This is a genomic window from Paraburkholderia nemoris (assembly GCF_905221015.1).
Lineage (GTDB): Bacteria > Pseudomonadota > Gammaproteobacteria > Burkholderiales > Burkholderiaceae > Paraburkholderia > Paraburkholderia nemoris.
In genome coordinates this window covers 23,268-40,829 of record NZ_CAJNBO010000008.1, presented here as the reverse complement: position 1 = coordinate 40,829, position 17,562 = coordinate 23,268, and the positions used below count along the sequence as shown (strand labels likewise).

Genomic DNA, 17,562 nt, shown 5'->3' with positions numbered 1-17,562 from the left:
AGTAGGCAAAAGAAAGCGGCTAGAAGCCCCTGCTAAGCGGGTCTCGTGGTTTGCCAGGGGTAGTGGTGCGACTGGAATTTGTGTTCGTGCCACTACATGCTCTTGTGACAAGGGCGTCATACTTCCGGCGGCGCTGCGCGCGCCGAAGAGTCGTTCATAAAACCAATCGCCACGTTTTGACGCCCACGCCTCGTCACCGGCCGTGGCTCGTCCTTGCACGGCCGCAGCCGCGACCGTGATTGCGAGGCACCGACAAGTCATTTGAAGTGGGGGTTTCCGGGGTTAATGCAGGAGCGCGTCGCCGAGGCGAAGCCGACGGCCCTCACTGCGCGCAACCGAAGCCCGTGGTTTCCCCTGCAGACCCGTCCGCGACGCACGTAGTGCGGAGTGGGAGCTGATGAATCCTTTGTCACTAGCGTGGAATGTGCGAGAGCACGGATTCCAGTCGTACCACTACCCTGTGCAGACCACGGTACCCACTTAGCAGGGGCTTCTAGCCGCTTTCTTTTGCCTACTTTTCTTTGCGGCGGCAAAGAAAAGTAGGTGCCCCCCCGCACAGGGGGAACGCTAATAGACCACTAACAAAGCAAGAAAAGGCAAAAAAGCCAGAACAAGGAAAGGCACCAAAGCCAGAACAAAGAAAGCCCAAAGCCCCAAGAACACGCCCAAACAAGCGCCCCGCAAGAAAAAAACTAAACCATCAACCCCTGCCCTCTGGCAAGAGTAATAGCCGTATCCTCGATCATATCCTCCTGCCCACCGACAAGCCGCTGCCTCCCCATTTCAACAAGAATATCCCGAGCCGAAACCCGATACTTCACTTCAGCCCGCTTGGCAAACAGCAAAAACGACGAATAAACCCCCGCATACCCAAGCGTCAACGCATCGCGATCAATCCGAATCGGCGCATCCATAATAGGCACAACAAGATCCTCGGCAACGTCCGAAATTTTAAAAACATCCACGCCAGTCTGAATCCCCATCCGCTCGCACACCGCGACAAAAACTTCCATCGGCGTATTGCCGGCGCCAGCCCCCAGACCCGCAGCAGCGGCATCGATACGGTTAGCCCCCGCAGCGATCGCCGCAATCGAATTCGCCACCCCCATTGCCAGATTGTGATGCCCGTGAAATCCAAGTTCCGTTTCCGGCTTCAGCGCCGCACGCACAAGACCAATCCGCGCAGTCACATCATCCGGCAACATGTAGCCGGCCGAATCCGTAATGTAGATGCAGTTCGCGCCGTACGATTCCATCAACCTGGCCTGCTTGACCAACTGCTCGGGCGACGACATATGCGCCATCATCAGAAAGCCAACGGTGTCCATCTCCAGCTTGCGGGCAAGGCCAATGTGCTGCTCGGACACATCGGCTTCCGTGCAATGCGTCGCAATACGAATCGTATGCACACCCAGCTCGTGCGCGAGCCGCAAGTGGTCGACCGTGCCGATGCCCGGCAGCAACAGCGCCGATACCTTGGCCTGTTTCACTTCCGCGATCACGGCGCTCAGATACGCTTCGTCCGTATGCGCCGGAAAACCATAGTTGACCGATGCGCCGCCCAGGCCGTCACCGTGGGTCACTTCGATCAAGGGCACGCCGGCAGCGTCGAGTCCGCGCGCAATCGAACACATCTGCTCGAGTGAAATCTGGTGACGCTTGGGATGCATGCCGTCACGCAAGGTCATGTCGTGCACGGTAATGCGGGTTCCTGCTAAAGACATAGTCGGCTCCTCACGCGGTGGCAGGCGATGCGGCAAGCATCTGTTGGGCAAACAGTTCGGCGGTGCGCGCGGCAGCCGCGGTCATGATGTCGAGGTTGCCGGCGTACTTCGGCAAATAGTCACCGAGACCTTCGACTTCCATGAACACGGACACGCGGCGGCCATCGAACACCGGGCCGTTTTTTAACGTATAGCCGGGCACGTATTGACGTACTTCGTCGATCATCGCGTGCACGGAAGCCGTAATCGCTTCGACGTCCGGATCGGTTTCGGTCAGGCAATGGATCGTGTCGCGCATGATCAGCGGCGGCTCGGCCGGATTGATCACGATGATCGCCTTGCCCGCCGCCGCGCCGCCGACCTTTTCGATCGCCTGCGCCGTGGTGCGGGTGAACTCGTCGATGTTCTTGCGTGTGCCGGGGCCGACGGAGCGCGACGACACGGTCGCGACGATCTCGCCATACACCACGTGTTGCACGCGCGACACCGCATACACCATCGGAATGGTGGCCTGGCCGCCGCACGTGACCATGTTGACGTTCATCGCCTGCTGGTCGATCTGCGCGGCGAGGTTGACGGGTGGCACGCAGAACGGACCGATCGCCGCGGGCGTCAGGTCGATCACGCGCACACCACGCGCGGTCAGCTTGTCGGAATGCTCGCGGTGCACGTACGCGGAAGTGGCGTCGAAGGCGATGCGGATATCGTCGGCGGCCAGATGGGGCAGCAGGCCGTCAATGCCGTCGGCGGTCGTCTTCAGTCCCATCTCGCGGGCGCGCGCGAGGCCGTCCGAGTCCGGGTCGACGCCGACCATCCAAACGGGTTCGAGCACCGCGCTGCGGCGCAGTTTGTACAGCAGATCGGTGCCGATATTGCCGGGCCCGATCAACGCGCATTTGATCTTGCTCATTAGTGCTTCCTCAAGGAAAAGACGGTCAAACGATCAGATGAAGCGCACGGAACAACTGCCGATGCCTTCAATCTGCATGTGCAACTGATCACCGCAAGCGACGGGAATCAAGGCCGCGAGCGAACCGGACAGCACGACTTCGCCGGCGAGCAGCGGCACGCCGAGTTCGCCCAGCGTGTTCGCGAGCCATGCGACCGCATCGGCGGGATGACCCAGCGCAGCCGCGCCGATTCCTTCGGCGGCACGCGTACCGTTCTTGTCGAGCGTCATGCGGCACGCGGCAAGATCGAGCGAGTGAGGCGCGACGCGTTCATCGCCTAGCACGTAGACACCGCATGACGCGTTGTCGGCCACTGTGTCGCCAATGCGGATCGCCCAATCGCGGATGCGCGAATCGACGATCTCGAAGCACGCGCCGACCGCTTCGGTGGCGGCAAGCACCGCATCTCGCGTGATGCCTGGGCCGCGCAAATCGTCCTTCAGATAGAACGCAATTTCGCCTTCGGCGCGCGGTGCGATCAGTTTGGCGATCGGGATGTCCTCGCCGGCCACGTAATGCATGCCGGAAAGCAGCACGCCGAAATCCGGCTGGCGCACGTCGAGCATGTCCTGCACGGCCTGGCTCGTCACACCGATCTTCTTGCCGACAACGGTTTCACCCGCTTCGATGCGGCGTGCGACGAAGTGCTGCTGCACGCGGTAGGCATCGGCGAGCGACAAACCGCCGGCGCGCGCCGAGAATGGCGCAATCGGCGTGCGTTCGCGCCATGCGTGGTAAAGCTCGTCGCCGAGTGTGGCGTGAAGTGTCGAAGTCATGGCGACCGCAATAAGAAAGGGAAAAGCGCCGGGGCGGAATCTGAACCCGTCCCCGGTTGTGGCTTCAGTGGAGGCGCTACGAAATCAATTGCCCGCGCCGCGAATCGCATCAGGCGAGAAGTACGCTTCGGTCAGTTGCGAGCCGCGCGTGAGCACCGGCATCGGTTCCTGATTCGCGAGACGGTCCGCGTAATAGGCGCCGGAGATCAGGTCGTGATAGAACACGGCGGTCGAGTAGAACGCTTTGGCGTCGAATGCGTAGAGCGTCGGGGCGAGGTTGGTGCGCCACAAGGTGCCGCGAGCGTCGTAGTTGTCCGCGGCGACTGCGTTCCAGGTGTCCTCGTCGAGATAGAGCACCCGTTTCGCGTATTGATGGCGATAGCCGGACTTGAGCGTGGCTTGCAACACCCACACGCGATGCAGTTCGAAGCGCATGTACTGCGTGTTCTCATGGCCCTTGGTCAGCAGATCGGTGTATTTGATCGACGGATCCATCAGCTTGTAGTTGTCGTACGGCACATACACTTCGCGCTTGCCGACGATCTTCCAGTCGTAACGCTCGCCGGAGCCGTTAAAGAGGCGGTCGTCGTCGACGGTGCGAAAACCGCCTGGCCCTTCGGGCTGGTCGAAGCCGAACTCCGGCGCCTGGCGCACGCGTCGCGTGCCCGGGTTATATGACCACGTGCGGCGGGTGTCGGAGCCTTCCTGGTCCCACATTTCGTAGCCAGTGATGATCGTGCCGCGATCGGATAGCGGCAGCATGGTGGTCTGGCGGAAGAAGCTCTTCGCGTTCAGTGCGTTCTTCGGTTCGAAATGGTCTGCGCTGCGCGGGCCGTAGATCGCGTACTGCACCTTGCCCCACGCGATATTGCCGTCGGGGTAGACCACGGCCTGATCGTAGGTCGCGGTTTCGCCTTCGACCGCGGATGCGAAGCGCAGATTCCACATTGCCTCGACACCGTTCTTAGGCACCGGGAATGGCGTGACCGGCGGGAAATCCTTCAGCCCGTTCTGGTCTTTCGTCATCGTGGTGGTGGGCGAGTACAGACGGATGTCCTTGTACACGGCGTCGCCATAGCTGAAATCGCGGTGGCTCGGATAGACCGGGATCTTGAAGGTATCCGGATACTTCTTGAGCAGCGCTTTCTCTCCGTCAGTGAGGCGCGCTTCGTATTGCTGCATGTTTTGCGCGGTAATCACGAAGAGCGGCTTCTCGCTCGCATACGGATCGGGGAAGCGCTGGCCCGGCTTGTAGTCGACGCCCGGCGGCGTGCCGAACCATTTGCCGCTCCACGCGGGGATCGTGCCGTCGGCATTGCCCGCGCGCTCGGCACCCATCGGCGTGAGCGGGCCTTCGAGCTTGGCGAGATCTTCCGGGCTGGTTTTGGCAAACGATGGGACGCCGGGTGCGGCGGCGAGCACGGCGGCTGCCGCGAACACGCAGACTCGCAATGCGGGATTGAAAATTCGACTCATGACCAAATCCTCTTGCAGTAAAAAGACGGCTGATTCAAAGGGTGATGCATGCTGTGATGCGCCCGAAGCACAAGACGCTCAGTCAGCAGGGAACGCAATATCAGAACGAGTAAGTCGCCGTGGCGAGCACGTAGTCGCGATCGGCGAGCGGACGATTGGTCGGGTCCGGCCGGCCGAGGAATTTCGCGTAGACCAGCCCGAGTTTCAGATTGCTCAGGCGCGTGAAGTTCACGCCGACCGTCACGCGGTGGTCGCCTACGCCGGTCATCGAACCGAGCGCGCCGGCAAGCGCTGACTTGCCAGTGAAATCGTCGGCATAGGTGAGCGGCACGTCGACGTCCCAACCGTTGAAGACGTTCTTGTAGCTGAGCGTCCACGCCACTTCGAAGGCGGCAGAGTTACGCGTGTTGGCGAGCGTCGATGAACCGAGCAGCGGTGTGATGTTGCCGGCATGGACATACGAGACTTCGCCAACCAGGGTTTGCGACGCGGCGAGGAACGTCGGCCCGATCGAATAGATCGCGGACAGATTCGACTGCCACACGTCGCCACGTGTCGACTGCGCACCGGCAGGCGTGTTCACGAGCACGGCGGCGCCCTGGCGATACGACGTTTCGCCGGCTACGTTCACGCCGTTCAGGTCGGTGGAGAAACTCAGGCCGGTGAGTTTGATGTTGTCGAAGTACTTCTGCTGGTACTGCAACGTCGGGAAGTAGGTGGTGACGACACTCGGATTCATGTCGTTGTAGTGCAGGTAGTACGCGCCGATTTCGGTGTCGCCGAACACGCGCCAACGTGCGCCGAGACCCCATTGCCCGCTGTTGCCAGGACGAATGTCGTTGCCGCGCGGAATGTGAATGCCGCCCGGTCCGATGATGTATTCGGCGCCGGGGCCGACCACGTCCGAATAGCTCATATAGCTGCCCGGCGCGCTCAGTTGATTCGGCTGGAAGGAAAACTGGTAGTAGCCGAGCAGGCTGAAGTTCGGCGCGATCTGCCACTGCGTCGAAATCTGCGGTACCGGCAACAGGATGTCTTTTACTTCAGCGCCCGCGACGAACGATTTGGTGGCGTCTGCGGGGCCTTGCGCGCCGGCGATGTTCGGGAAGAACACGCTCTCGCCCCAGGCCACCACCTGATCGCCGACCTTCACGTTCAGGCTTGTTCCACCGAGCTTGAACGTGTTGTAGACGTAAGCCGCGAGCAACTGGGTGCGCCCGCCGGCCCAATAATTCGCCTGTTCGGTGAAGTTGTTGTAGGTGCCGCCGTGATTCACGGTGAAGGGTGCGTCGTTGTAGTTCGAATGCTGGTACGCCTGATCGTAGAACGTGTCGGCGCGCACGAAGAGACCCCAGTCGTCGTGCTTGAGGTTCACTTCGCCGAGCAGGCTCACCTGATTCTCGATCAGCTTGTTCTTCGCGAAGTTGCGGTCGCCGTCGTCGCCGTTGATGTTCTCGGGCGTCAGCAGATTGCCACTCGGCGCGCGCGTGCGCATGCCCAGGCCGTAGCCGAGCGTGAAGGTGTAGTCGAGCGTGGTGTCCGCGCCGAGATTGATGGTGTCGCCCGCATAAGCCGGGGTGGCGAACGTCGTCAGCGTCGCTGCCGACGCCGCTGCCAGCACGGCGAGTCTGCATGCCGCGCACACCGCGCGCATCGCCGGTGCGCGCTCTTGTGTTCCGTTGATCTGCATCCTGTCTCCTCTGTGGTCACATCTGAAATTTGTTGTGATCAGAGGTTAGGGGGCACGTGCGGCGCGAGAATCGTCAAAACGGACTAGTCGCTTGCCCCAGGGATGCGAGCATTGCGCGTGTGAATGCGTTCAGGGCTTCGTAGCGAATGCGTTGTGCAGATCGGTGGCGGCGAGAAAGGCGGGCACTTCGCCACCGCCTTCGAGAATCAGGTTGCTGCCGGATGCATAGGCGGCGTGCGGTGACGCGAGGAACAGGCACGCGGACGCAATATCGCCGGGTTTGGCGAGCCGGCCTGCGGGAATCGTCGCGGTGATGTTGTCGAGCACGGCTGCGCTGTCTGCCGGAGACGATCCGGTGTGACCACTGGTGGCGGCTTCGGTTTCGACGAGACTCGGGCTTACCGCGCACACGCGAACCTTGGGGGCCCATTCCACTGCGAGCGAGCGCACCGCATTCAGCAGGCCGGCTTTCGCCGCGCCATAGGCCGCTGTTCCCGGCGACGCCCGCAAACCGCTCACGCTGCCGATGAAGAGCAGGACCCCGCCTTCCGCTTGCTGTTGCATGAGTGCATTCGCACGTTGCGCGATCTGGAGCGGCGCCACCAGGTTCAGGCGGATGACCGCTTCGGTGAAGCGCGGTGAGGCCTGCGCGGCGAGCGCGAACGGCGCACCGCCCGCGTTGCTGACGAGCACGTCGAGCCGGCCGGCTTCGCGTTCGATCTGCGCGAGCAGCGCGTCGATTGTGTCGATGTCGCGCACGTCCGCGGCGATGAAGCGCGGGGTGTTCTCTGGGAAATCCGCATGCGGGTCTTCGTGAGGGCCCGTTTGCAAATGTGGCTGCGAAGCCGTCTGTGAACTCTCGGCCGCGCTTGCAGGCGGCGTGCGTCCGCACACGTACACCGTAGCGCCCGCATCGTTGAATGCCTGTGCGATGGCTGCGCCGATCCCTTTGGTGCCGCCCGTCACCAGCACCACCTTGCCGCTGAAATCGAACCCCTTCATTGCCGCTGTCTCCCGTTGTTCATGTGGGGCCGATGGTAGGAGAAATGCGGCGCCGCCTGGTAGTCTGAAAAGACGATGCCTGGCTGCGGATTCGACGGGATGATGCTTTCGCTGGCGACCCTCATACAATCTGCCGCGCCGACGAGCGTGGCGCAAGGCAGCAACCAACTTGCATGGGGCCGGAGTAAGCGCTAAAGCGCTAACTCCGGCCGACATAGGAGACAAGCGCGCATGAATGCAACGCCCACCGAGTCCCAACACGCCGACGCGCAAGCTAAGTCACGTAGCGCACCGTCAACCCCGCAGGCGCCCAAGGGGATTTTCACGGAGGTCCCCGGCGGCCTGACACTGCATCACTTCGAAGCCGGCAGCGGCGCGCCCGTGGTGTTCATCCACGGCAGCGGTCCAGGCGCCAGCGGCTTCAGCAACTTCAAACACAACTACCCGCAGTTCGCGGCAGCCGGTCATCGCGCGATCGTGGTCGATCTGCCGGGCTATGGCGCGTCGTCGAAACCCGCGGACGTGAACTACACGCTCGATTTCTTCGTCAACGCATTGCGCGCGCAGCTCACGGCGAACGGCATCGGCCGGGCCACCTTGCTCGGTAATTCGCTCGGCGGCGCGATCGCGTTGCAATACGCGCTCGACTATCCCGACGACGTCGACAGCCTGATCATGATGGCGCCGGGCGGCGTCGAGGAGCGCGAGACCTACTTCAGAATGGAGGGCATCCAGAAGATGGTGTCGCTCTTCACGAACCGCCAGATGAATCGACTGACGATGCGGCAATTGCTCGAACTGCTGGTGTTCGATCGCAGCCTCGTCACCGATGCACTGGTCGAAGAACGTCTCGCCGTGTGTGAACAGCAGCCGCCGGAAGTACTGTCGACGATGCGCGTGCCCAACCTGACGGAGCGCCTGGGCGAACTCAAATGCCCGGTGCTGGGTTTTTGGGGAACCGATGATCGCTTCAATCCGGCCAGCGGCGCGATGCGTTTTCTCGAGCACTGCGCCGATGCGCGCTTTGTCCTGATGAATCGCTGCGGGCACTGGGTGATGGTCGAGCATCGACGGTATTTCAATCGCGAATGTCTGGAATTTCTCGCGGAACGGCGTGCCGCTTGAGGCATGCTTCGGATGCGGCGTGACGGGCCCGATTGACGCGGCCAATGTGCAGGCCCCAACGCGAAGCACCACAGAAACCCCAACTACAACATGACGGAGACGGTATGACATTTCCCCATCAACTGTTCGATATGAGCGGCAAAGTGACCGCCATCACCGGCGGTGCGCGCGGCATCGGTGCGCAGACAGCACGCACGCTGGCGGCAGCCGGCTCGGCGATCGCGGTGCTCGACGTGCTGACGGAACCGGGTGAACAACTGGTCGCCGAAATCAACGAGGCGGGCGGCAAGGCGGCGTTCTGGAAGATGGACGTCACGCAGGAAGACAACGTGCAACGCGTGTTCGGCGAAATCGCCACGCGCTTTGGACGGCTCGACGCGCTGGTGAACAACGCCGGCATCGAAGGCGCGAATCTGCCCACGCACGAAATGACGCTGCAGCAATGGCAGAAAGTCATCGACGTCAACGTGACGGGCGTGTTCCTCTGCACCAAGTACGCGATTCCGCACATGCTGACGGCGGGCGGCGGCTCGATCGTGAATCTGTCGTCGATGTATGGGCTGGTCGGCGGACCGGACGTGCCGGCATATCACGCATCGAAGGGCGCAGTGCGGCTGATGGCAAAGACCGAAGCCATGCTGTACGCCACGCAGAATATCCGCGCGAATTCCGTGCATCCTGGCTTTATCCGCACGCCGCTGCTGGAAGAGGCGTTTGAAAAACTCGGCGACCCGGAGCAGATTTTCGAGCATATGAAAACGCTGGTGCCGCTTGCGAAGATCGGCGATCCGCAGGATATCGCGGCGGGCATTCTGTATCTGGTGTCGCCGGCTGGCCGCTACGTGACCGGCACGGAGTTGGTGATCGATGGCGGCTACACCGCGCGCTAGGAGGACGGATGAACACCAGTGAAAACATGAAAGCCCGTCTCGTCGACTATATCGAGGCATTCAATGCGGCCGACGCTGCACGGGTCGTCGCGCTGTTCGCCGATAACGCGAGCGTTGAAGACCCGGTCGGCACGCCTTTGAAAGAGGGCAGGAGCGAGATCGAGACGTTCTATACGTACGCGACCTCAGTGGGCGCGCGGCTCGAACTGATGGCACCGCCGCGCGGCTCGCACGGCAATAGCGCGTCGATCAGCTTTCGTGTGCATATCACGGGGCAGGACGGCCGGCCCGCGCATATCGACGTGACCGACGTGATGGACTTCGACGCCGCCGGCAAGATTCTGCGCATGCGCGCGTACTGGGGCGCCGACGATTATCACGTGCTCGCGAACGCGAGCTGAACCGGGACGGCGGCGCGATGGCGCTCTACGAGTTCAACGGTAAGCGGCCGCGCGTCGATCCGTCAGCCTATGTTCATCCGAGCGCCGTGCTGATCGGCGACGTGATGGTGGCCGCCTGCTGCTACATCGGGCCGCATGCGAGCCTGCGCGGGGATTTCGGCGCGGTGGTGGTGGAGCGTGGCAGCAACGTGCAGGATAGTTGTGTGCTGCACACCGGGGTGGCGAATGCTTGCCGGCTTGGTGTCGACAGCCATGTCGGGCACAGCGCGATCATTCACGGCGCAACCCTGGAACCGAACACGATGGTCGGCATGCATGCCGTTGTCATGGACGGTGTGGTGCTCGGCGCGGCGAGCATCGTGGCCGCTTGCGCGTTCGTCAAGAAGGACTGGCGGGTGCCGGCGGGCGTGCTGGTGGCCGGCGTGCCGGGGCGGGTGGTGCGCAGCTTGAGCGAGGATGAGATCGTGGCGAAATCGTCCGGAACCCGGCTTTACCAGCAACTCGCGGCGGATTGCCTGCGCACCATGCGCAGCGTGTGAGGTTAGACGCCGCGCCTCGCGCGATGTCGCTGAGGCCGGCGCGTAACACGCTCACCGATAGGCGTACCGATCCGGCCGGCTTTAACAAGCGAGCTGCCGCGGCCAACCAGCAGATGCGCCGGCCGCGGCTCGCTTTCATCCATCTACTACGTCACATACCCCTGTGCCACGTTAATCAGCTGCACGCGATTGCGCACGTTGAACAACTGCCGCAAGCGCCGCAAGTGGTAGTCGACGTTGTGCGGCGACAGCCCGAGGAAGTAGGCGATTTCCTTGTCGCGCTGCCCCTGCACAACCGCCTTCAGCACGGCATGCTGCAATTCGCTCAACGCGACCCGCTGCTGCTGCTCGGGTGCGATCCCGATCACGCTTTTCGCGTGCGTCCAGATGAATTCATGGATCGTGTGCGCGAACATCAGCGTTTCGGCCACGATCGATTCCGTCATCCAGCGCGGGTTGCCGATCTCCGAGTTGAAGCACAGGCTCGCGCTCAGCTCCGGCTCGGGCAGCGGCATCTGCGTGAGAATCCCGCTTTTGCGGCCGGTGGCTTCCAGCATGTCGATCAGCCCGCCGAGCCGCTCGCTGCGCATCTGCGCGCGCGGCAGGTCGGCGCGCATGTCGGCGATGTTCCAGAGGAACGGCATGCCGGTCGGCGACGCCAGCGCGACGCGCGGATCGAGCTCGAAATAACGCTCGCGGAAATAGCGCGTGAGCCATGTCTGCGACTCGTAGCTGGTCAGCACGAACATCGACTTGTGATGCGCGGTGGTGCGCGTGGCCGAATAGCTGAACGAGTCGAAGCCGAGCTGTTTGATGCGCCGCCGCACGAATTCGATGCGGTCCTGCGCACTGCCAAAGCGCACCAGCGGACTGATGACTGGCGCTGCACGCCGTGCGGCGGGCGAGGGTGTGCCGATCTCCTCTTCGGTGAAAAGAGTCAGGAAGCCGGTGGGCGAGATGCCTGACGCCATGCGGGTTGATGTCCTGGATGCTTCAGCCGCGTGGGCTGTTTTCTCGAGTTGCCGCGTGCCGGCCGGGTAAGCCGGTTGTGCGGTAACCGCTGAGTTGTATGCCGCCGACACGTGGTGGCTGGCTTCACCTTGCGGCGAGCCCGTCAGCCAATGCGGCAACGTATCGCATTCGTGTTCCATGAAACGGTAGCTCCGGCGTTCGAAACGCGTGAAAGACGACAACCTGGATGATTAACTATTTCCAAATATTACGGTAGCCGGTTCCTTGCTATCATTTTTGAGATCTTGCGCTGACCTCTAACCGGCGACGCGGGTGCGGCAGGGTTTGCTCATGTGCATATAGGACCTCCCTGAAAGAGACGTGATGGCAAAAATTCCAAAGCTGACAACGACGCTTGCCTACGATCGTTATATGGCGGGCCAGAAACTGGTGTCGAGCGTGAATCGCCCGTGGCGGCACCTGGTGCTGCGCTCGTATCTCGAACCTGACGAGCAGGAACTGCTGGAGGCGCCGGGTCTGCAGGACGTCACGCTGATGACGCTCGGCAGCGGCGCCGAACACCTCGAGCGCAACCTCGACGGACGTTGGGAGAGCGCCGACCTGCGTGTGGGCGCCGTCTGGTTCGTGCCGCCCGTGCCGATCTCGTGGCGCTGGCGTTCGATCAGCGATGAGCCGCTGTCGACCGTTCATTTGCACCTGGAGCGCAGCCTGATCGACAGCGTCGCCGACCAGATGGAGCTGGACGGTTCACGCGAGCTGTCGCTGGGCGACGCCATGCAGTTTCACGATCCACTGATCGCCGAGATGCTTGGCGCATTGCACCGCGCCGCGGCAGATCCCGCCGACTCGCGGCTGTATGTCGACGCGCTGACCCACGCGCTCGCCGCTCATCTGTTGCAACATTATTCGCGTGGCCGTCACGCCGAGGCCGGCCTGCCGCCGCATCCCGAGCGCCTGGTGCCACGCCGCATCCGCCGTGTAACCGATTACATTCGCGCCAATCTTGCCGCCGATCTGGCCATCAGCGAACTGGCCGCGCAGGCCGGCTTAAGCAGCTTTCACTTTGCGCGTGTGTTCCGCCGCGAAACCGGCGAAACGCCCCATCAGTTCGTCACGCGCTTGCGTCTCGAAGAAGCCGCGAGGCTGCTGCGCGCCACCGATCAGCCGGTGTTGCAGATCGCGCTTGCGGTTGGTTTCGAGAATGCCAGTCATTTCTCCGTGCAGTTCAAGCGTGGCTACGGCGTAACGCCGCTTGCCTACCGGCTGCGCGGCTGAGCGTCAGGTTGCGCGGCTGGATCGTGCGGGCGGCTCGCCAATATGCGATGCCCGAGCGGCATGCCGACGGTTGACGGCACGCGGGCTTCGTCGGTCGCCACACGCTATGCTGCTGGGCAGAGCGGGAACGCCTGATCGCCGCGTGGCACCGTGTATCGAGGCCGGTCGCGGTGGGTTGTCGAGGGCAAGGTTTGATGAAGCGCCGAAAACGGCAATCACGCACTTTTCGCAGTTTGCTGCGCATTGCGCGGCTTGCAAACTACGAAGTTTCGTGGCGCGATTGAGGATGAACCTGGCATGGATGCCCCTCGGTGCTGTTCCGGCCAATTTTGAAGCCTTCGGGTTCCATGCGCGGTGAACGATAGAACCGCCTATAACCATTTTGAAGCCTTCGGGTTCCATGCGCGGTGAACGATAGAACCGCCTATAACCATTGCGCTTGCTAGGTTGCGATATCACACGGTGGGGGCGCAATGAGCGCGTCGCGGCCTGTGTGATGCGCGGACGTCGTGCCCGTTGGACTAACTGGCCTGACCAGTTGCGCGGCAACTGTACCTGTCGAAGCCTTGCACCGGCCGACAGAATGTTATGCCGTCGGCATGGCTCCAGCCGACGTCTGACCGACCCTTCCACTCAACCCTTCACACCGGATATCTAGCGATGACCCGACTCCGAATCACCTCCTGCGGCCACGTCTTTACCGCCGAAACGCATCCCGACGCGCCGCAAACGGTGGCCGCCTTTCTGAAGCTTCTGCCGTACCGTCAGAAGATCATTCACGTGCGTTGGAGCGGCGAGGGCTGCTGGGTTCCGCTTGGCGACTTCAAACTTGAAAACGACGGGGTCGCGGTCGGCTTCGAAAATCACACGAGCCATCCGTCGGTGGGCGACATCCTGTTCTATCCGGGCGGTTACAGCGAAACGGAGATCATTCTTGCGTACGGCTCGTGCTGCTTCGCAAGCAAGCTCGGCCAGCTCGCGGGCAATCACTTCCTGACCATCGTCGAAGGCAAGGAAAAGCTGCGCGAACTCGGCACCAAGGTGCTGTGGGAAGGCGCGCAAGAAGTGCTGTTCGAGAAGATCTGAAGCAGCGGCGGTGCGATGCACCACAGTAGCCGGAGGCGGAGGGTAGGAGAGCGCGCGCAACCTGCGCGCGCGTTGCAAAGCTTTACTGGCACCCCGCACGTTCGATCGTGCGGGGCGCGGTGCAGCACTTAACTTACTTGAACAGCTTCATCGCTTGCGAGAGCGTATTGAACACGCCCCATGCGAGCGGCAGCGTCACATATAGCCAGAAGACGGCGAGCTTGAACTTGTTGGTCGGATGAGCGGCTTGAACGGTCGACATGCGAGTCTCCTTAGGCGCCTTTGGCGAGTTGTGCGTCGGTCATGTGGTGCTTGTCGTCCACGCGCTTGACCAGCAGGTTGCAGACGAAACCGATCACCAGCAGCACCACCATGATGTGGATCGTCATCGTGTAGGCGTCCGCCTTGGCCACGCCGTGCGCCACCTGATAGGCACGGATGTAATTCACCAGCACCGGACCGGCGACACCCGCCGCGGCCCAGGCCGTCAGCAGACGGCCGTGAATGCCGCCGACGAACGCCGTGCCGAACATGTCCGCGAGATACGCGGGCACCGTGGCGAAGCCGCCGCCGTACATCGACAGAATCACGCAGTAGGCGAGCACGAACAGAGCGATCTGGCCGGAAGCCGCGAAGCCGGGCACGAGGTAGTACAGCACGGCGCCGAGCGCGAAGAAGATGAAGTAAGTGTTCTTGCGGCCGATCCAGTCCGAAGCCGAGGCCCACACGAAACGGCCGCCCATGTTGAACAGCGAGAGCAGGCCGACGAAACCAGCCGCCGCGGCAGCCGTCACGGTGTCCTTGAAGCTCTCCTGAATCATCACCGACGCCTGGCCGAGAATGCCGATGCCGGCCGTCACGTTCAGGAACAGCACCAGCCAGATCAGGTAGAACTGCGGTGTCTTCAACGCCTGATCGATGTGCACGTGGTTGCGCGAAATCATCTTCTTCTGGGTGGTCTCGGGCGGCGTCCAGCCGGCCGGTTTCCAGTCCGCCGGCGGCACGCGAATCGCGAGTGCGCCGATCGACATCGAGATGAAGTACGCAATGCCGAGCACGACGAAGGTCTCGGCCACGCCGATGCTGGTCGCGCTGCGGAAGTGGTTCATCAACGCCACCGACAACGGCGCGGCAATCATCGCGCCGCCGCCGAAGCCCATGATCGCCATGCCGGTCGCCATGCCGCGACGGTCCGGGAACCAGCGGATCAAGGTCGACACCGGCGAGACGTAACCAAGACCGAGTCCGATCCCGCCGATCACGCCGTAGCCGAGATAGAGCAGCGCGATCTGGTGCAGATGCACGCCGAGCGCGGAGACGAGGAAGCCGCCGCCGAAGCAGCACGCGGCGGTAAACATCGTGCGGCGCGGGCCGACATGTTCGAGCCACTTGCCGGCAAACGCCGCCGACAAACCCAGGAACACGATCGCCAGCGAAAAGATCCAGCCGAGCGAGGTCAGCGACCAGTCGTCAGCGGCGGATTGCGTAATGCCGATGACTTTCGTGAGCGGTCCATTGAACACGGAGAAGGCGTACGCCTGACCGATACAAAGGTGAACGGCGAGCGCTGCGGGCGGAACCATCCAGCGCGAAAACCCCGGTTTCGCAATGGTGGCCTGTTTGGAAAAGAATGGGGCAGAGCCTGAATTCCCGCTCGGCTCAGTGATACTGCTCATGGTCGGTCTCCGGTGTGACGAATGCTTTGTTATCGGCTCTTCTTACAGAATGCTTTAGGGTCGCGGCGTAAAAATTGCAGATTCATGTGGCCTAGATATATGTATTCTTATTTCATATGACGATCGTCAAATTCAGACAAAACTCGTTTCGTCGAACGATAGGGCGCGAATCTGGCGTTTGCAATATGAGATGTAAATGCATAAGGCATTAGCCTGGTGAAATGCGGCCGTAATGTATTGAAATGCGGCGATGCGGCACGAACGCCATGAACGAACTACTGAATGCGGGGCAATCAGCGTTCGGAATCGGCAAAAAGCGGAGTGTTGGGGGGGAGGTAAGCGAGGGGGCATGAAGCGGGTGAAGTACCGCTCATCCGCGAGAAATCCAGCATTCATTCAAAAGCAACGGGCCGGTCGTGGCACCTTAGCCACGCCGGCCCGTCGCAATCTTCGCCGGGGGGAATCAGGCGACCGTGCGCCCCGTCTTCATCTTCGCCGCCACCAGTACCGAGATCAGACAGCCGATCGCCAGATACGCCGCCACCGGATGCCAGGAGCCGCCGGCAAAGCTGACCAGCGCCACCGCGATAAACGGCGTGAAGCCGCCGCCGACCACGCTCGCCACCTGATAACCGACGCCCGCGCCGCTATAGCGGTACTCGGTGCCGAACAGTTCGGTGAACATCGGCTGCTGCACGCTCACGACCATGTCGTGGGCGACGTTGGCGAGCATGACCGCGAAGATCACGATCCACACCGTCGAGCGGGCTTCGAGCGCGAGGAAGAACGGCACCGCGCTGAACATGCCGACCAGCGCGCCGATGATATACACACGCCGGCGGCCGAAACGGTCCGCAAGCCACGCGAAGCACGGAATCGTCACGCAGCTCACCGCGCCGACCAGCAGACCGATCGAGAGGAAGAACTCACGCGGCATGTGCAGATTCGCCGTCGAGTAGTTCAGTGCGAAGGCGGTCACGATATACATCGTGAACAACTCCGCAAGGCGCAGCGCGATGATCAGCAGGAAAGCCTTGGGGTGCTTCAGCAAGGCTTCGACGATCGGCAGCCGCACGCTGCGTTCGCCCCGCTCGCCGACCTTCTCGACGAACTCCTTCGATTCTTCCATGCTCGAGCGGATCCACAGCGCGATCAGCACCAGCAACACACTGAACAGGAAGGGCAGGCGCCAGCCCCAGCTCAGGAACGACGCGTTGTCCATCGAGCGGCTGATGATCGCGACCAATCCGGTCGCGAGCACCAGACCCACGCCATAGCCGACCTGCACGCCGCTGCTGTAGAACGCCTTCTTTTTCTCCGGCGCGCTTTCGACTGCCATCAACGCCGCGCCGCCCCATTCGCCGCCAACAGCGAAGCCCTGGATCGCGCGCAGCGTGACGAGCAGCACCGGCGCCCACCAGCCGATGGTGGAGAAAGCCGGCAGCAGACCGATTGCCGCGGTGGAGAGGCCCATCATCATCACCGTGAGGACCAGCATGCGCTTGCGTCCGAGCCGGTCGCCGTAGTGGCCGAATACGAAGCCGCCGAGCGGGCGGAACAGAAAGCCGACGCCGAAGGTCGCGAATGCGGCGAGTGTGCCCATCGCCGGGCTGACCTTCGGGAAGAACTCGGCGTTGAAGACGAGCGCGGCGACGATGCCGTACAGCAGAAAGTCGTACCAGTCGACTACGGCGCCGACAAAGCTGCCGAGCGCCGCTTTGCGTGCCTGGCTGCGCGCCGCGCGGTTGTCGGTGATGGCCGTTTTCGGCGCTCTCGGGATAGTGGTACTCATGACGGTGTCTCCTTCGAATTCTCGGGTGCTGTCTGGAAGCGCGCGGCAGATGCAGGGCAGGGGACGCTGCGGCCCATCACAGGATTCCCCGAAGGTTAATGATGCGCAGCGGTTCCCACAATCCGCATTCAGGTGAAATTGCGCGATCATCGAACGCGACTGCGCGCATAGCGCGCGTTTTGCGCGTT

16 protein-coding genes are annotated in these 17,562 nt (G+C 62.3%); 6 read left to right on the top strand and 10 right to left on the bottom strand.

The annotated features are described in order from the left end of the window. Positions 1–692: 692 nt before the first annotated feature. The 6 genes from dmpG to KHO33_RS13995 form a co-directional block, all read right to left on the bottom strand. Entirely contained in the window at positions 693–1,724 is a 1,032-nt protein-coding gene (gene dmpG / locus KHO33_RS14020; RefSeq protein WP_200564788.1) for a 4-hydroxy-2-oxovalerate aldolase, read from the bottom strand. A 10-nt stretch (positions 1,725–1,734) separates the two neighbouring features. Further along, complete coding sequence (locus tag KHO33_RS14015) at positions 1,735–2,634, bottom strand: acetaldehyde dehydrogenase (acetylating) (RefSeq protein WP_200564787.1); 900 nt, start codon at positions 2,632–2,634, stop codon at positions 1,735–1,737. Between the two features lie 33 nt (positions 2,635–2,667). Further along, positions 2,668–3,450: a 2-oxopent-4-enoate hydratase gene (dmpE, locus tag KHO33_RS14010; RefSeq protein WP_093633014.1), complete on the bottom strand. Its 783-nt coding sequence runs from the start codon at positions 3,448–3,450 to the stop codon at positions 2,668–2,670. 84 nt (positions 3,451–3,534) lie between these two features. After that, a complete protein-coding gene (locus tag KHO33_RS14005; RefSeq protein WP_200564786.1) occupies positions 3,535–4,926 on the bottom strand; it encodes a DUF1329 domain-containing protein in 1,392 nt (463 codons plus the stop codon). Positions 4,927–5,026: 100 nt separating this feature from the next. Beyond that, positions 5,027–6,616, bottom strand: coding sequence for a DUF1302 domain-containing protein (locus tag KHO33_RS14000; protein WP_200564785.1), 1,590 nt, complete (start codon positions 6,614–6,616; stop codon positions 5,027–5,029). A gap of 129 nt (positions 6,617–6,745) precedes the next feature. After that, positions 6,746–7,618 (bottom strand): SDR family oxidoreductase, encoded by an 873-nt coding sequence (locus tag KHO33_RS13995; protein WP_200564784.1) that lies wholly within the window; start codon positions 7,616–7,618, stop codon positions 6,746–6,748. Positions 7,619–7,849: 231 nt separating this feature from the next. Here KHO33_RS13995 and KHO33_RS13990 point away from each other — a divergent pair, with 231 nt between their 5' ends. The 4 genes from KHO33_RS13990 (at position 7,850) to KHO33_RS13975 (ending at position 10,573) form a co-directional block, all read left to right on the top strand. After that, a complete protein-coding gene (locus tag KHO33_RS13990) occupies positions 7,850–8,743 on the top strand; it encodes an alpha/beta fold hydrolase (protein ID WP_200564783.1) in 894 nt (297 codons plus the stop codon). 104 nt (positions 8,744–8,847) lie between these two features. Then, the gene (locus tag KHO33_RS13985; protein ID WP_093633009.1) at positions 8,848–9,633 is read left to right on the top strand and encodes an SDR family NAD(P)-dependent oxidoreductase; all 786 of its coding nucleotides are present in this window, start codon (positions 8,848–8,850) and stop codon (positions 9,631–9,633) included. A gap of 8 nt (positions 9,634–9,641) precedes the next feature. Further along, positions 9,642–10,034: a nuclear transport factor 2 family protein gene (locus KHO33_RS13980; protein ID WP_200564782.1), complete on the top strand. Its 393-nt coding sequence runs from the start codon at positions 9,642–9,644 to the stop codon at positions 10,032–10,034. 17 nt (positions 10,035–10,051) lie between these two features. Next, positions 10,052–10,573 carry an LbetaH domain-containing protein gene (locus KHO33_RS13975; RefSeq protein ID WP_200564781.1) on the top strand — a complete coding sequence of 174 codons (522 nt, stop codon included), beginning with the start codon at positions 10,052–10,054 and terminating at the stop codon, positions 10,571–10,573. Positions 10,574–10,719: 146 nt separating this feature from the next. Here KHO33_RS13975 and KHO33_RS13970 read toward each other — a convergent pair whose 3' ends face one another. Continuing rightward, entirely contained in the window at positions 10,720–11,724 is a 1,005-nt protein-coding gene (locus KHO33_RS13970; protein WP_200564780.1) for a helix-turn-helix transcriptional regulator, read from the bottom strand. A gap of 184 nt (positions 11,725–11,908) precedes the next feature. On the opposite strand from KHO33_RS13970, the gene KHO33_RS13965 reads away from it, so the two are divergent. Both KHO33_RS13965 and KHO33_RS13960 read left to right on the top strand, forming a co-directional pair. Beyond that, the gene (locus KHO33_RS13965; RefSeq protein ID WP_200564779.1) at positions 11,909–12,820 is read left to right on the top strand and encodes a helix-turn-helix domain-containing protein; all 912 of its coding nucleotides are present in this window, start codon (positions 11,909–11,911) and stop codon (positions 12,818–12,820) included. Between the two features lie 660 nt (positions 12,821–13,480). Beyond that, the gene (locus KHO33_RS13960; RefSeq protein WP_054042606.1) at positions 13,481–13,906 is read left to right on the top strand and encodes a DUF3830 family protein; all 426 of its coding nucleotides are present in this window, start codon (positions 13,481–13,483) and stop codon (positions 13,904–13,906) included. 133 nt (positions 13,907–14,039) lie between these two features. Here the strand turns inward: KHO33_RS13960 and KHO33_RS13955 are convergent, their stop codons facing one another. The 3 genes from KHO33_RS13955 to shiA all read right to left on the bottom strand — a co-directional run bounded on the left by KHO33_RS13955 (position 14,040) and on the right by shiA (position 17,374). Further along, positions 14,040–14,168, bottom strand: coding sequence for an MFS transporter small subunit (locus KHO33_RS13955; protein WP_054042608.1), 129 nt, complete (start codon positions 14,166–14,168; stop codon positions 14,040–14,042). Between the two features lie 10 nt (positions 14,169–14,178). Continuing rightward, a complete protein-coding gene (locus KHO33_RS13950; protein ID WP_200564778.1) occupies positions 14,179–15,582 on the bottom strand; it encodes an L-lactate MFS transporter in 1,404 nt (467 codons plus the stop codon). A gap of 463 nt (positions 15,583–16,045) precedes the next feature. Continuing rightward, positions 16,046–17,374 carry a shikimate transporter gene (shiA, locus tag KHO33_RS13945; protein WP_200564777.1) on the bottom strand — a complete coding sequence of 443 codons (1,329 nt, stop codon included), beginning with the start codon at positions 17,372–17,374 and terminating at the stop codon, positions 16,046–16,048. Positions 17,375–17,562: the final 188 nt, after the last annotated feature.

What these genes read in the sequence shown, in the direction of transcription:
- KHO33_RS13950 (WP_200564778.1), bottom strand. Translation starts at nt 15,582, where the DNA reads ATGAGCAGTATCACTGAGCCGAGCGGGAATTCAGGCTCTGCCCCATTC.
- KHO33_RS13980 (WP_200564782.1), top strand. Translation starts at nt 9,642, where the DNA reads ATGAACACCAGTGAAAACATGAAAGCCCGTCTCGTCGACTATATCGAG.
- KHO33_RS13975 (WP_200564781.1), top strand. Translation starts at nt 10,052, where the DNA reads ATGGCGCTCTACGAGTTCAACGGTAAGCGGCCGCGCGTCGATCCGTCA.
- KHO33_RS13960 (WP_054042606.1), top strand. Translation starts at nt 13,481, where the DNA reads ATGACCCGACTCCGAATCACCTCCTGCGGCCACGTCTTTACCGCCGAA.
- KHO33_RS13990 (WP_200564783.1), top strand. Translation starts at nt 7,850, where the DNA reads ATGAATGCAACGCCCACCGAGTCCCAACACGCCGACGCGCAAGCTAAG.
- KHO33_RS13985 (WP_093633009.1), top strand. Translation starts at nt 8,848, where the DNA reads ATGACATTTCCCCATCAACTGTTCGATATGAGCGGCAAAGTGACCGCC.
- KHO33_RS13995 (WP_200564784.1), bottom strand. Translation starts at nt 7,618, where the DNA reads ATGAAGGGGTTCGATTTCAGCGGCAAGGTGGTGCTGGTGACGGGCGGC.
- KHO33_RS14000 (WP_200564785.1), bottom strand. Translation starts at nt 6,616, where the DNA reads ATGCAGATCAACGGAACACAAGAGCGCGCACCGGCGATGCGCGCGGTG.
- dmpE (WP_093633014.1), bottom strand. Translation starts at nt 3,450, where the DNA reads ATGACTTCGACACTTCACGCCACACTCGGCGACGAGCTTTACCACGCA.
- KHO33_RS13955 (WP_054042608.1), bottom strand. Translation starts at nt 14,168, where the DNA reads ATGTCGACCGTTCAAGCCGCTCATCCGACCAACAAGTTCAAGCTCGCC.
- KHO33_RS14005 (WP_200564786.1), bottom strand. Translation starts at nt 4,926, where the DNA reads ATGAGTCGAATTTTCAATCCCGCATTGCGAGTCTGCGTGTTCGCGGCA.
- KHO33_RS13970 (WP_200564780.1), bottom strand. Translation starts at nt 11,724, where the DNA reads ATGGAACACGAATGCGATACGTTGCCGCATTGGCTGACGGGCTCGCCG.
- KHO33_RS14015 (WP_200564787.1), bottom strand. Translation starts at nt 2,634, where the DNA reads ATGAGCAAGATCAAATGCGCGTTGATCGGGCCCGGCAATATCGGCACC.
- KHO33_RS13965 (WP_200564779.1), top strand. Translation starts at nt 11,909, where the DNA reads ATGGCAAAAATTCCAAAGCTGACAACGACGCTTGCCTACGATCGTTAT.
- dmpG (WP_200564788.1), bottom strand. Translation starts at nt 1,724, where the DNA reads ATGTCTTTAGCAGGAACCCGCATTACCGTGCACGACATGACCTTGCGT.
- shiA (WP_200564777.1), bottom strand. Translation starts at nt 17,374, where the DNA reads ATGAGTACCACTATCCCGAGAGCGCCGAAAACGGCCATCACCGACAAC.